At 70.0% G+C, this 12319-nt stretch carries 11 protein-coding genes and 1 tRNA gene; 3 read left to right on the forward strand and 9 right to left on the reverse strand.

All coding sequences use genetic code 11. The annotated features are described in order from the left end of the window. Positions 1-3 precede the first annotated feature (3 nt). The gene (locus tag ACYUED_RS17720; protein WP_491293244.1) at positions 4-807 is read right to left on the reverse strand and encodes an exodeoxyribonuclease III; all 804 of its coding nucleotides are present in this window, start codon (positions 805-807) and stop codon (positions 4-6) included. 69 nt (positions 808-876) lie between these two features. Between ACYUED_RS17720 and ACYUED_RS17725 the strand changes: the two genes are divergently transcribed. Further along, positions 877-1362 carry a GNAT family N-acetyltransferase gene (locus ACYUED_RS17725; RefSeq protein ID WP_491293245.1) on the forward strand — a complete coding sequence of 162 codons (486 nt, stop codon included), beginning with the start codon at positions 877-879 and terminating at the stop codon, positions 1360-1362. A 111-nt stretch (positions 1363-1473) separates the two neighbouring features. Here the strand turns inward: ACYUED_RS17725 and ACYUED_RS17730 are convergent. The 7 genes from ACYUED_RS17730 to galU form a co-directional block, all read right to left on the reverse strand. Then, positions 1474-1547 (reverse strand) — tRNA-Ala (locus ACYUED_RS17730). Positions 1548-1637: 90 nt separating this feature from the next. Then, positions 1638-2855, reverse strand: a complete 1218-nt coding sequence (gene sepX, locus ACYUED_RS17735) for a divisome protein SepX/GlpR (protein WP_491293246.1) — start codon at positions 2853-2855, stop codon at positions 1638-1640. 202 nt (positions 2856-3057) lie between these two features. Then, on the reverse strand, positions 3058-3660 hold the full coding sequence (locus tag ACYUED_RS17740) for a GNAT family N-acetyltransferase (protein WP_491293247.1): 603 nt from the start codon (positions 3658-3660) through the stop codon (positions 3058-3060). Between the two features lie 20 nt (positions 3661-3680). Further along, positions 3681-4187 (reverse strand): MogA/MoaB family molybdenum cofactor biosynthesis protein, encoded by a 507-nt coding sequence (locus ACYUED_RS17745; protein ID WP_491293248.1) that lies wholly within the window; start codon positions 4185-4187, stop codon positions 3681-3683. Continuing rightward, a complete protein-coding gene (gene moaC, locus ACYUED_RS17750) occupies positions 4184-4663 on the reverse strand; it encodes a cyclic pyranopterin monophosphate synthase MoaC (RefSeq protein ID WP_491293249.1) in 480 nt (159 codons plus the stop codon). Before moaC ends, ACYUED_RS17745 begins: the two co-directional genes overlap by 4 nt. An 84-nt stretch (positions 4664-4747) precedes the next feature. Continuing rightward, positions 4748-6070: a molybdotransferase-like divisome protein Glp gene (glp, locus tag ACYUED_RS17755; protein ID WP_491293250.1), complete on the reverse strand. Its 1323-nt coding sequence runs from the start codon at positions 6068-6070 to the stop codon at positions 4748-4750. 4 nt (positions 6071-6074) lie between these two features. After that, the gene (gene galU / locus ACYUED_RS17760) at positions 6075-6977 is read right to left on the reverse strand and encodes a UTP--glucose-1-phosphate uridylyltransferase GalU (protein ID WP_491293251.1); all 903 of its coding nucleotides are present in this window, start codon (positions 6975-6977) and stop codon (positions 6075-6077) included. 93 nt (positions 6978-7070) lie between these two features. Here galU and ACYUED_RS17765 point away from each other — a divergent pair, with 93 nt between their 5' ends. After that, positions 7071-7691: a 5-formyltetrahydrofolate cyclo-ligase gene (locus ACYUED_RS17765; RefSeq protein ID WP_491293252.1), complete on the forward strand. Its 621-nt coding sequence runs from the start codon at positions 7071-7073 to the stop codon at positions 7689-7691. A 93-nt stretch (positions 7692-7784) separates the two neighbouring features. On the opposite strand, the gene ACYUED_RS17770 is transcribed toward ACYUED_RS17765, so the two are convergent. Beyond that, positions 7785-10544, reverse strand: coding sequence for a penicillin acylase family protein (locus ACYUED_RS17770; protein WP_491293253.1), 2760 nt, complete (start codon positions 10542-10544; stop codon positions 7785-7787). Between the two features lie 239 nt (positions 10545-10783). On the opposite strand from ACYUED_RS17770, the gene ACYUED_RS17775 reads away from it, so the two are divergent. Beyond that, positions 10784-12319, forward strand: coding sequence for a potassium/proton antiporter (locus tag ACYUED_RS17775; protein ID WP_491294309.1), 1536 nt, complete (start codon positions 10784-10786; stop codon positions 12317-12319).

The raw sequence follows: 12319 nt of genomic DNA on the forward strand, positions 1-12319 counted from the left end.
CGCCTACAGGTCGTACACCGCGGTCACCGGCGCATGGTCCGACCACCGCTCGTCATGCGTGGCCGCCCGCTCGACGTAGGCCTTGACGGCCTTGGCGGCGAGACCGGGCGTCGAGACCTGGTAGTCGATCCTCCACCCTGAATCGTTGTCGAAGGCCCGCCCCCGGTAGGACCACCAGGTGTACGGCCCCTCCACCTCCGGATGCAGGGCCCGTACGACATCGACGTACCCGCCGTCCGCCGCGTCGAGGACCTGACCCAGCCACTCCCGTTCCTCCGGCAGGAAGCCGGAGTTCTTCTGGTTGCCGCGCCAGTTCTTGAGGTCGGCCCGCTGGTGGGCGATGTTCCAGTCGCCGCAGACGACCACCTCGCGCCCGTCGGCGGCGGCCCGCCGGCGCAGCGCCTTCAGATGGGCGAGGAACTCGTCCATGAAGCGGAGCTTCTCGTCCTGGCGCTCGGTGCCGACCTCGCCGGAGGGGAGGTAGAGGGAGGCGACCGTGAGGCCCGGCAGGTCGACCTCGACGTACCGGCCGGCGGCGTCGAACTCGGCGGAGCCGAAGCCGACCTGGATGCGGTCGGGTTCGCGGCGGGTGTAGAGGGAGACACCGGCGCGGCCCTTGGCGGCGGCCGGCGCGTGCACCACGTGCCAGCCGTCGGGCGTGCGCACATGCTCGGGCAACTGTTGCGGCTCGGCGCGCACCTCCTGCAGGCAGAGCACATCGGCGGAGGTCCCGGCGAGCCACTCCACGAAGCCCTTCTTCGCGGCGGCGCGCAGTCCATTGACGTTGACGGAGGTCACAGTGAGCACGCGGGCACGATACCGGCACACTGGACGGAGCCCAGATTCCCGCCCATGCATAGGTGTACGATCCCCAACATGAATATGCGCCGCGTCTCTTTCGACCACCCGGACGCCGTGAAGCTGAGCGACAGGGTCCAGGCCGAGTACCACGTGCGCTACGGCGACGGCGGAGACGCGACCTCCCTGGACCCGGCGGACTTCGAGCCGCCGAACGGCGTGTACTTCATCGTGTACGACGAGAACGACAGCCCCGTCGCCACGGGCGGCTGGCGCGCCCAGGACACGAACGACGAGGGCAACCGCGACGGCGATGCCGAGGTCAAGCGGATGTACGTCGTGGACGGCGCCCGCGGGCGCGGCCTCGCCCGGCGCATCCTGGCCGCTCTGGAGGAGGACGCCTCCGCGGCCGACCGGCTACGGATGGTCCTGGAGACGGGCACGAAGCAGCCGGAGGCCATAGCCCTCTACACGTCCAGCGGTTACGAGCCGTGCGAGAAGTTCGGGTACTACCGGCACTACGAGGACAGCCGGTGCTTCGCCAAGCAGCTGGGCGCCCGCTGACGGAACATCAACCGAAGCCGTCGGCCGGCCAAAAACAAAGATCCCGTCCGATCAACCGATCGGACGGGATCTCTTCAACTCCCCCGAGTCTCCTCGGGATAGTTGTTGCGGTGGACCTGAGGGGATTCGAACCCCTGGCCCCCTCGATGCGAACGAGGTGCGCTACCGGACTGCGCCACAGGCCCTTGCAACGAGAGGAACTCTAGCACCCCGATCCGCGTGCTTGAAAATCCGTTCCGGCCCGCCCGAGGGCAGCGGCACAGGTGGGGCGGGGGCTACTCGTTGGCGGCCCGCGGCCGGTCACCTTCCTCGTACTGATCGAACAGCGGTGTACGACCGCGCTCCCGTGCCCGCCGCGCGGAAGCCGCACGGCGGGCGTCACAGCGCCCGTCGTCGTCCGCCCTCTCCTCCTCGGGGGCCGCCTCGCCCGGCGCCGCGGCGTCCCGGTGCTCGGCGTCGGAGCCCGCCTGCGCCTCCTGGTCCCGGGCGACGGAACTCGACCGGGCCGAGCTCCACGCGTCGGGCGCTCCGAGGTCCACCTCCGCGGTGGCCCGTGGCGCGACCGGCGCGGTCACGTACGTCGGCAGCGGCACGGGCACCGGGTCCCAGCTGTCGCCGCGCCCGGGCCGTCGCTGCCGCTCGCGCTGCTGGTCGACCCACTCGGCGTGGTCGGTCTGCTCGACGAGGGCGCGGCGGTCGGCGGCGAGCGCGGACAGACCGGGGTCGGTTTCCTGCTCTGGTCCCTCGTCCGGTTCGTCGGCGTCCACCTCGGCGGCGGCAGCGCGCCGGCGCGGCTGGCGCGAGCGCTCCCGGAGCCGCTGCGCGGCGGCCTCGGCGTGGCGCCGGTCCATCTGGTAGGCGAAACGGCGTCGCTCCTGGGAGCGCAGGTACGCGATGTAGCCGCTGAGCAGTATGGCGGGCACACCGGGCGCCCAGAGGAAAGCGAGCCCTCCGACCGCGGCGACGATCGCGCCGAGCGTGAACGCGATGAAGAGCATCACGGTGGTACGCCGACGGCGCGCGAGCACCTTGGTACGCCGGGCACGCGCCGCGGCCGCTTCCTCCGAGGGTGTGCGCCGGGGGGCGGGTGCCCGCTTCCGTACAGGCGCGGGGGCCGCTGCGGGCGCCGGTGCTTCCACCTGTTCACGTGCCGGTTTCGGATGTCCTGGTGCCTGCGCCGGCGCCTCCGCTCGCACCTCGGCGCGTGCCTGCGGGCGGGCCGGAGGCATGGCGAAGGCCCGGACGTCCACCGAGTCGGTGACGGCGTCCGGACGTCGGGCGCTGGGCTCCTCCTCTTCGGTGGAGCGCACCCGCAGGTCCTTGGCGTATCGGCGCTCCATGCCCGCCCGTCCGGACAGCAGCCGGATGGCGGTGCTGAAGCGTTCCGTCGGACGGGCCTCGTTCAGCTCGTCCTGCCTACGGAGCCACATCGGCACCAAGTAGGCGGCCCAGGCCCCGACAATGACTGCGTAGATGAGGCCGCTGCTGCTCACGCCTCACACGGTAGAGGGGTTTGCGTGAGGCCATCTGCCAATTGCGCCGGTGTGTCGCACGATCTGGCTGATATTTCGAACTTTTTTTGTGACCGATGCGATCAGCAGCCCACCGAGGGTGTGAATTTAATGCCCCGAGGTGGTCGCCGCTCGATCAATTTCGAACATCTATTCAATTTCGCGGGACGCACCAAGGTGGGGGCTATGCGGGATTCCCCCGCGTGCGTGCCCGCTGCCAGCGGCTCAGCAGCCCGTCCGGCACCTCTTCCGCGGTCAGCGCGAAGACCAGGTGGTCGCGCCAGGCTCCGTCGATGTGGAGATAACGCGGCCTGAGGCCCTCCTCGCGGAATCCGAGTTTCTCCACGACCCGGCGGCTGGGTCCGTTCTCGGGTCGAATGCAGACCTCGATGCGGTGCAGACCGACGGCACGGAAACAGTGGTCCACGACGAGTGCCACGGCCGTCGGCATCACTCCGCGACCGGCCACCGACTCGTCCACCCAGTAACCGACGTGGCCCGAGCACATCGAACCCCAGGTGATTCCCGCGACCGTCAACTGCCCGACCAGCCGCCCCTGGTACTCGATGACGAACGGCAGCATCCGGCCGGAGCCGGCCTCGGACCGAAGGTGGCGGACCATCTGACGGTAGGTCGGCCGGTGCGCGATCGGCCCGCTCGGCGTGGGCGGCGGAATCGTCGCCTCCCAGGGGCGAAGCCAGTCCCGGTTGCGCCGGTTGACCTCGCGCCAGGCCCGCTGGTCGCGCAGCTTTATGGGCCTGAGGACGATGTCTCCGTCCGTCAGCACGACGGGCCAGGATGGGCTGTTCAGCTCGCACCCCCGGTGGTGACGCCGGGTCTGGGGTGGTCGCCGCCGCGGATCTGGTCGACGGCGTGCACCAGCAGGGGTTCCAGTACGGCCAGTCCGTCCTTCACCCCGCCGGTGGAACCCGGCAGATTGACGATCAGCGTCCCTCCCGCCACTCCGGCCAGGCCCCGGGAGAGCGCGGCGGTGGGCACCTTCTCCCGTCCGAACGCCCTGATGGCCTCCGCGATGCCCGGCACCTCGTAGTCGATCACCGCGCTCGTCGCTTCGGGTGTGCGGTCGGTGGGTGAGATGCCGGTGCCACCGGTGGTCACGATCACGTCGTACCCCTCCTCGGCGCCCGCACGCAGCGCGGCCTCCACGGGGTCGCCGTCGGGGACGACCCGTGGACCGTCGACGGCGAAGCCGAGGCCTTCGAGGCCGGTGGCGACCCGTGGTCCGCCCTTGTCCTCGTAGACCCCTGCGGCCGCCCTGTTGGAGGCGGTGACCACCAGCGCGCGGTACGTCATGCCCGGCTCCAGTCGCCCGACTTGCCGCCGGTCTTCTCCTCCACCCGTACGTCCGTGATGACCGCTCCCTTGTCGACCGCCTTGACCATGTCGATCACGGTGAGCGCGGCGACGGAGACCGCGGTGAGGGCCTCCATCTCGACGCCCGTGCGGTCCGTGGTCCTCACCGTGGCGAGGATCTCCACGGCGTCGTCCGCGACCGACAGATCCAGTTTCACACCGGACACCGACAACGGGTGGCAGAGCGGGATGAGGTCCGGGGTGCGCTTGGCGCCCATGATGCCCGCGATGCGTGCGGTGGCCAGGGCGTCGCCCTTGGGGACCCCCTCGCCGCGCAGCAGCTCGACCACACGGGGTGAGACGAGGACGCGGCCGCTTGCGCGGGCGGTCCGCGCGGTGACGTCCTTGCCGGACACGTCGACCATACGGGCGGCGCCCGCGTCGTCGATGTGCGTCAGTCGGTCCTGCGTGTTCATCTGTGTGGCGCTCCCGGTCCCGGCCCGGCGCGGTGCGGCGCACGGGGCTGCTGTGCGCGACACGGTACCGCCAACCAGGAGCCCTCAGCCGAGCAGGACGACCTCGACCTCGGTGCCGGGCTCGACCGACTCCACGTCCTCGGGGACGACGATCAGCGCGTCGGCGAGCGCGAGGGCCGCGACCAGGTGTGATCCGGCCCCGCCGACCGGAGTGACGGAGCCGTCGGCGTACGTCCCGCGCAGGAACTGTCTGCGGCCCTTCGGCGAGGTCAGCGCCTTGCCGGTGGTCAGGGTCGCGCGGGTGCGCGGCCGGTGGACGTCGTCGAGCCCCATGAGGGTGCGGATCGCGGGGCGGACGAACAGCTCGAAGGAGACGTACGACGACACCGGGTTGCCGGGGAGCGCCAGCAGCGGGGTGTGCTCGGGGCCGATGGTGCCGAAGCCCTGGGGTTTGCCGGGCTGCATGGCGATCTTGCGGAACTCGATGCCGCTGCCCGCCTCGTCCTCGTCACCGACGTACGAGAGCGCCTCCTTGACGACGTCGTACGCCCCGACGCTCACTCCGCCGGTCGTGACCATGAGGTCGGCGCGGACGAGCTGGTCCTCGATGGTGGAGCGGAGGGTCTCGGCCTCGTCCGGGACCGCGCCGACGCGGTAGGCGATGGCGCCGGCGTCGCGGGCGCAGGCGGTGAGGGCGAAGCTGTTGGAGTCGTAGATCTGGCCGCTGCGCAGTTCCTCGTCGGGCTGGACGAGTTCGCTGCCGGTGGACATGACGACCACGCGCGGGCGCGGGCGCACGCGGACCGTGCCGCGGCCGATCGCGGCGAGCAGGGCGATCTGGGGCGGTCCGAGGACGGTGCCGGCTTCGAGGGCGCGGTCCCCGGACCTCACGTCGCTGCCCTTCGCGCGCACGTGCGCGCGTGCCTCGGCCGGGCGGTACACGTGCACGTGGCCCTCGGCGCCCTCGGGGGCCAGGGCCCGGGCGCGCATGCCGGACACCGGACCCTCGCCGAGGCCTCCGTCGGTCCACTCGACGGGGACGACGGTCTCGGCGCCGGGCGGGAGCGGGGCGCCGGTCATGATGCGGGCGGCCTGGCCGGGGCCCACGTGAAGCAGGTCGGCCTGGCCCGCCGCGACGTCCCCGACGACGTCCAGGACGGCGGGGAACTCCTCGCTCGCGCCCGCGACATCCGCGACCCGCACCGCGTACCCGTCCATGGAGCTGTTGTCGAACGGCGGCAGCGAGAGCGGCACCGTGACGTCCTCGACCAGGACGCAGCCCTGTGCGTCCATGAGGTTCAACTCGATGGGTTCCAGGGGGCGGACGGTCGCGAGGATGTCCTCCAGGTGCTCGTCCACCGACCAGAGGTGGTCCTGGCCGGTGGCGCGGGGCGCGGCGCTGCTCAACGTGCTACATCTCCTCGGCTACGTAACTGCGAAGCCAGGTCCGGAAGTCCGGGCCCAGGTCTTCACGTTCGCACGCGAGTCTGACAATGGCACGCAGATAGTCACCGCGGTCGCCGGTGTCATAGCGGCGGCCCGTGAAGACGACTCCGTGCACCGGGCCGCCGACCTTCTCGTCCTGCGCGAGCTGCTGGAGGGCGTCGGTGAGCTGGATCTCGCCGCCGCGGCCCGGCTCGGTCTCGCGCAGGATGCCGAAGACGTGCGGGTCGAGGACGTAGCGGCCGATGATGGCGTAGTTCGAGGGGGCGTCCGCCGCGTCCGGCTTCTCGACCATGCCGGTCACCTTGACGACGTCGCCGTCCTCGGTGGCCTCGACGGCCGCGCATCCGTAGAGGTGGATCTGCGCCGGCGCGACCTCCATGAGCGCGATGACGCTGCCGCCGCGCTGCTCCTGGACCTCCACCATGCGCGCGAGCAGTGGGTCGCGCGGGTCGATCAGGTCGTCGCCGAGCAGGACGGCGAAGGGCTCGTGGCCGACGTGCGGGGCAGCGCACAGCACGGCGTGACCCAGACCCCGGGGGTCGCCCTGTCGCACGTAGTGCATGGTCGCGAGGTCGCTGGACTCCTGGACCTTGGCGAGCCGGCTCGCGTCGCCCTTCTTCTGGAGGGCTGACTCGAGCTCGTAGTTGCGGTCGAAGTGGTCCTCGAGGGGACGCTTGTTGCGGCCCGTGATCATGAGGACGTCGTCGAGGCCCGCGGACACGGCCTCCTCGACCACGTACTGGATCGCCGGCTTGTCGACGACCGGCAGCATCTCCTTGGGAGTGGCCTTGGTGGCCGGCAGGAACCGGGTGCCGAGGCCTGCTGCGGGGATGACAGCCTTGGTGATCCTTGGGTGCGACTGGGTCATGCCGCAACCCTATCCGGTGCCTTTGTTGGGAATCTGTGGCTCCGGTTAATTGGCTCTCATTTGAGCACATTGGGAAGGGTACGGGTACGACCTATGAGTCACCTCGGACGTGCGGCCGAGCCTGACAAGCGAATGTTGCGGCAAGGGATCCTCACGGTGAGAAGCAGGTTGACGGCCGATGACGTGCGGGAGGCCGCGACCGCGCTGGCCGGGCGCGCGCTCCTGCTGCCCGAACTGGCGCAGGCCCGCACGGTGGCGGCGTACGTCTCCGTGGGCAGTGAGCCGGGGACGCTCACGCTGCTGGACGCGCTGCGCGCGCGGGGCGTGCGCGTGCTGCTCCCCGCCCTGCTCCCGGACAACGACCTCGACTGGGGCGCGTACGCCGGGGAAGGCTCCCTCGCGCGGGTCCAACACGGCGGAAGAATGGCCCTCTTCGAGCCGGCCGGGGAGCGTCTCGGCCCGGACGCCGTGACCGCGGCGGACGTCGTGCTGCTGCCCGGCCTCGCGGTCGACGCGCGCGGGATGCGGCTGGGGCGCGGCGGAGGGTCGTACGACCGCGTCCTCGCGCGTCTGGAGCGCGCGGGCTCGCATCCCGCCCTCGTGGTGCTGCTGTACGACTCGGAGGTCGTCGAGCACGTACCGGAAGAGGCGCACGACCGGCCGGTGCAGGCGGTGGTGACGCCTTCGGGCGTGCGTCGCTTCGGGAGCGGCTGATCCGCTCTGCCATCCGCCCAGTCATGTGAAAGGGCCCTCCACGCACGCGTGGAGGGCCATTTCACTGCCGTTGCCTTGCCTTGCCTCAGCGGCTCACGGCTTCAGTACGAGGGAGTCTCTCGTGTCCTTGTCCACGGCCTTGTCCGTGAAGTTCCAGTCGAGCAGTTCGCCCTTGACCCACTTGCTCGTCTGGTCGGTGTAGTGGGCACTGTAGGCGTGCCCGGAGGCGCCGGTGAGGTTGATCCACTTCGACTTGTCGAGGTCGCCGAGGTTGACCACCATGCGCATCGACGGCACCCACACGACGCCGTAGCCGCCGGCGGCGTTCCAGCCGGTGGCGTTGACCGTCGCCTCGCCGCCGCTGAGCTTCCAGGGGCCGCGGTTGAGGATGTACTTCAGGAAGCCGGGGCCGTCGGTACCAAGGGTCTGGTTCTTCAGGAACAGGCGGTGCAGCCGGCCCCAGCTCCAGGTGTCGATGTCCTTGCCGAGCTTGGCGGTCAGCTCCCAGCGGGCGTCGATCATGGCGCGCGCGAGCAGATCGTCACGGTTGTCGCTCGCGCCCGGCCGGGTGAGCGACTTGGGCGTGGTCCACCAGTCGCTCTTCCTGTCGTTCATGAGGGTGCGCACCACCTCGAACCAGCGGTCGCCGCCGTCCGGCTGTGCCTGGTCGGCGTCGCGCTGGCCGCACTCTCGGACCTTCTTCGTGTCGTCCGCGGGCCCGGTGGTGCTGACGGGATCGACCCACAGGCACTGGCCTTCGACCCGCAGTTCCTTGGGCAGTTTGTTGCCGAAGGCGAGCTTGAGGACGTTGCGCCAGACCGCGTTGAAGTAGGCCGCGGCCGCCGAGTCGGCGTCCTGGGTGTAGTCCCAGCCCTCCAGCAGTTCCTGCGCCTGGCGGACGTCCTTGTCCTTGAGGTCGATCTTCAGCAGTTTGGGGACGAGCAGCTTGGCGATCTCGCTGCTGTTGTCCAGCTGCATCTGGCGCATGTCGTCGGTGGAGACCTTGCCGCCGCCCTTGATCTTCGACTCGATCAGGTCGGTGATGCGCTGGCTCCGGGTGCCGTAGCCCCAGTCCGTGGTGAGCGTGTAGGGGTACTTGTCCGGGTCGACCACGGCCTGGTTGGCGGTGACGATGTAGCCGCGCTGCGGGTTGTACTCGTAGGGCATCGCGCCCTGCGGGATGTACCCGGTCCACTTGTAGCCGGAGTCCCAGCCGGGCGCGGGGACGGAGCCGTCGTCCTTCTTCGCGCGCGTGGGGATCTTCCCGGGCAGTGTGTAGCCGATGTTGGTCTTGTCGGCGTAGACGAGGTTCTGCGAGGGCACGTCGAACAGTTTGGACGCGGAGCGGAATCGGCTCCAGTTCGAGGCCTTGTCCAGCGCGAAGACGGCGTCCATGGAGGTGCCGGGGTCGAGCGCGGTCCAGCGCAGCGCGATGCCGTAGCCGTCGCCGCGGTCGGGCGCGGCCGTGTCGACGGTGGCCTTCGTGCCGACCTTGACCAGCTCGTCGTCCCGGTCGGACAGCAGTGGCATGCCGTCGGCGGTCTGGCGGACGATGATCTTCTTGGCGTCGCCGCCGGCGACCTTGATGGTCTCCTCGCGCGTGGTGAGGGGCTTGACGGTGCCGTCGTACAGGTACCCGTCGCCGCTGAGCTTCTCCAGGTAGAGGTCGGTGACGTCGGCACCGGAGTTGGTCATACCCCAGGCGATGTCCTGGTTGTGGCCGATGACCACGCCGGGCATGCCCGCGAAGGTGTAACCGGTGACGTCGTACTGACACTTACTGGAGACGGTGCGGCAGTGCAGGCCCATCTGGTACCAGACGGACGGCAGCGAGGCCGACAGGTGCGGGTCGTTGGCCAGCAGCGGGTGGCCGGTGATGGTGTGACTTCCGGCGACGACCCAGGAGTTGGAGCCGATGCCCTGGCCGTTCACTCCGACGGCCGTGGGCACGTCGTCCAGGACTTTGTAGAGACCCGACAGCTGGCTCTGCAGTGCCGAGCCCGTCGACGTCGAGGACGTGCCCGCCGTGCCGCTCGTGGACGTGCCACTGCCGGACGTGCTGCCGTTCTGCTCGAACGTCTTGGTGAGCTCGTCGTACTGGCCCTCCTGGACGATCGCCTTGTTGCGGCTGTACGGGTAGTCCGGGTACAGGTCGGCGATCTGCTTGGGGCCGAGCCTGCTGGTCATCAGGGCGCGGTCGATCTCGTCCTGCATGTTGCCGCGCAGGTCCCAGGCCATCGCCTTCAGCCACGAGACCGAGTCGACGGGGGTCCACTGCGAGGGCTTGTAGTCGTTGGTGAAACCCAGCGCCGCGTACTCCAGGGAGATGTCCTTGCCGTCTTTGCCCTGCAGGTAGGCGTTGACTCCCTTGGCGTAGGCCTGGAGGTACTTCTTGGTGGAGGCCGACAGTTTGGTGTCGTACTCCTTCTTCGCGACGCGGTCCCAGCCCAGGGTCCGCAGGAACTCGTCGTTCTTGACCTGGCCCTTGCCGAACATCTCCGACAGGCGCCCGGAGGTCATGTGGCGGCGCACGTCCATCTCGTAGAACCGGTCCTGCGCCTGGACGTAGCCCTGCGCCATGAACAGGTCCGCGTCGGAGGAGGCGTAGATCTGCGGGATGCCGTTGCCGTCGCGCTTGACATCGACGGGGCCTGACAGACCGTCGAGAGTGATCGAACCCTTCGTCTGCGGGAACGACGCCCGGACGGTGCTGACGGACCAGTACGCCCCGTAGGCGATGCCGCCGATGATGGCCAGGACCAGGACCAGCACGACCAATCGGGCTTTGCGCCCCTTCTTCCTGCCGGACTTGCCGGGCTTGTCACCCGTTGTGGCGGTGGTGTTGGGGGGCATCGCTGTCCTTGCTGTCCTCACGCGAGCGGCAGGCGGGCTGTGACGTTGAATGAGCGCTGGAGCAACCATAGGCGCAGGGCCTTTCGGCCCTTGACGCGGAGTCGGGAACGAGCGGGGCCGGGCGTTCGATCCCGCCTCCAGGAGTGTCAAGAAATCGTCAAGAGTTAGGTAAGGTAACGAAGTACCTGGGTGCGGAGTTCACCGGCTTCGTGTCCTATGTACGTGAGCTCCCGCGCGGGATGCGCGTGAGCCAGGGAAGGGAACGGCCGCTGACTGTCCACCATCTCAACCAGCTTCTGCTCGTCTGCTCGCTCGTCCTGCTCGTCGCCGTGGCAGCGGTCCGGATCTCCTCGCGCAGCGGGCTCCCCAGCCTGCTCGTGTACCTGGGGATCGGCATCGCCATGGGACAGGACGGCATCGGCGACGTCCGCTTCGACAACGCCGAACTCACCCAGGTCATCGGATACGCGGCCCTCGTCGTGATCCTGGCCGAAGGTGGCCTGAGCACGAAGTGGAAGGAGATCAGGCCCGCCCTGCCGGCCGCGTCCGCGCTGGCGCTGGTCGGCGTCGCGGTGAGCGTCGGGGTCTCGGCCACGGCCGCCCACTATCTCATCGGGCTGGAGTGGCGGCAGGCACTCATCATCGGGGCGGTCGTCTCCTCGACGGACGCGGCGGCGGTCTTCTCGGTCCTGCGGAAGATCCCCCTGCCCGCGCGCGTGACGGGCACCCTGGAGGCCGAGTCCGGTTTCAACGACGCACCCGTGGTCATCCTGGTCGTCGCGTTCTCCACGGCGGGCCCGGTCGAGCACTGGTACGTGCTGCTGGGCGAGATAGCCCTGGAGCTGGCCATCGGTGCAGCCATCGGCCTCGCGGTGGGCTGGCTCGGCTCCTGGGGCCTCAGGCACGTGGCACTGCCCGCCTCCGGCCTCTACCCGATCGCCGTCATGGCGATCGCGGTCACGGCGTACGCGGGCGGCGCGCTGGCGCACGGCAGCGGCTTCCTGGGCGTCTACCTCGCCTCGATGGTGATGGGCAACGCGAAGCTGCCCCACTGGCCCGCGACGCGCGGGTTCGCCGACGGGCTCGGCTGGATCGCCCAGATCGGCATGTTCGTCCTGCTCGGTCTCCTGGTCACTCCGCACGAGCTCGGCGACGACGTGTGGCCCGCGCTCGTCATCGGCCTGGTGCTGACGATGGTGGCGCGCCCCCTGGGCGTGGTGCTGTGCCTGACGCCGTTCCGGGTGCCCTGGCAGGAGCAGACCCTGATGTCGTGGGCGGGGCTGCGCGGCGCGGTCCCCATCATTCTCGCGACGATCCCGATGGTGCAGGGCGTGGACGCCAGCCGCCGCATCTTCAACATCGTCTTCGTCCTGGTCGTCGTCTACACCCTGGTCCAGGGGCCGACGCTGCCGTGGCTCGCCCGCACGCTGCGCCTGGGCGAGGACAACGAGGCCGCCGACCTCGGCGTCGAGTCCGCTCCGCTGGAACGGCTGCGCGGGCATCTGCTGTCGGTCGCGATCCCCGAGGGCTCGAAGATGCACGGCGTCGAGGTCAACGAGCTGCGGATGCCGGCCGGGGCCGCCGTCACCCTCGTCGTACGCGAGGGAAAATCGTTCGTCCCGCTGCCCACGACGGTCCTGCGGCACGGCGACGAGCTGCTCGTCGTCGCCACGGATCCGGTGCGGGACGCGGCGGAGCGGCGACTGCGCGCCGTGGGCCACGGCGGCAAGCTGGCCGGATGGCTCGGGACGAACGGGGCGGGGTCGGGTCGCTGA

The organism is Streptomyces sp. DF42 (genome assembly GCF_058267695.1).

Bases quoted from the DNA above. Each gene is read 5' to 3' on its own strand.
- ACYUED_RS17725 (WP_491293245.1), top strand. From the start codon at position 877: ATGAATATGCGCCGCGTCTCTTTCGACCACCCGGACGCCGTGAAGCTG.
- ACYUED_RS17745 (WP_491293248.1), bottom strand. From the start codon at position 4,187: ATGACGTACCGCGCGCTGGTGGTCACCGCCTCCAACAGGGCGGCCGCA.
- moaC (WP_491293249.1), bottom strand. From the start codon at position 4,663: ATGAACACGCAGGACCGACTGACGCACATCGACGACGCGGGCGCCGCC.
- galU (WP_491293251.1), bottom strand. From the start codon at position 6,977: ATGACCCAGTCGCACCCAAGGATCACCAAGGCTGTCATCCCCGCAGCA.
- ACYUED_RS17765 (WP_491293252.1), top strand. From the start codon at position 7,071: ATGAGTCACCTCGGACGTGCGGCCGAGCCTGACAAGCGAATGTTGCGG.
- ACYUED_RS17770 (WP_491293253.1), bottom strand. From the start codon at position 10,544: ATGCCCCCCAACACCACCGCCACAACGGGTGACAAGCCCGGCAAGTCC.
- ACYUED_RS17775 (WP_491294309.1), top strand. From the start codon at position 10,784: ATGCGCGTGAGCCAGGGAAGGGAACGGCCGCTGACTGTCCACCATCTC.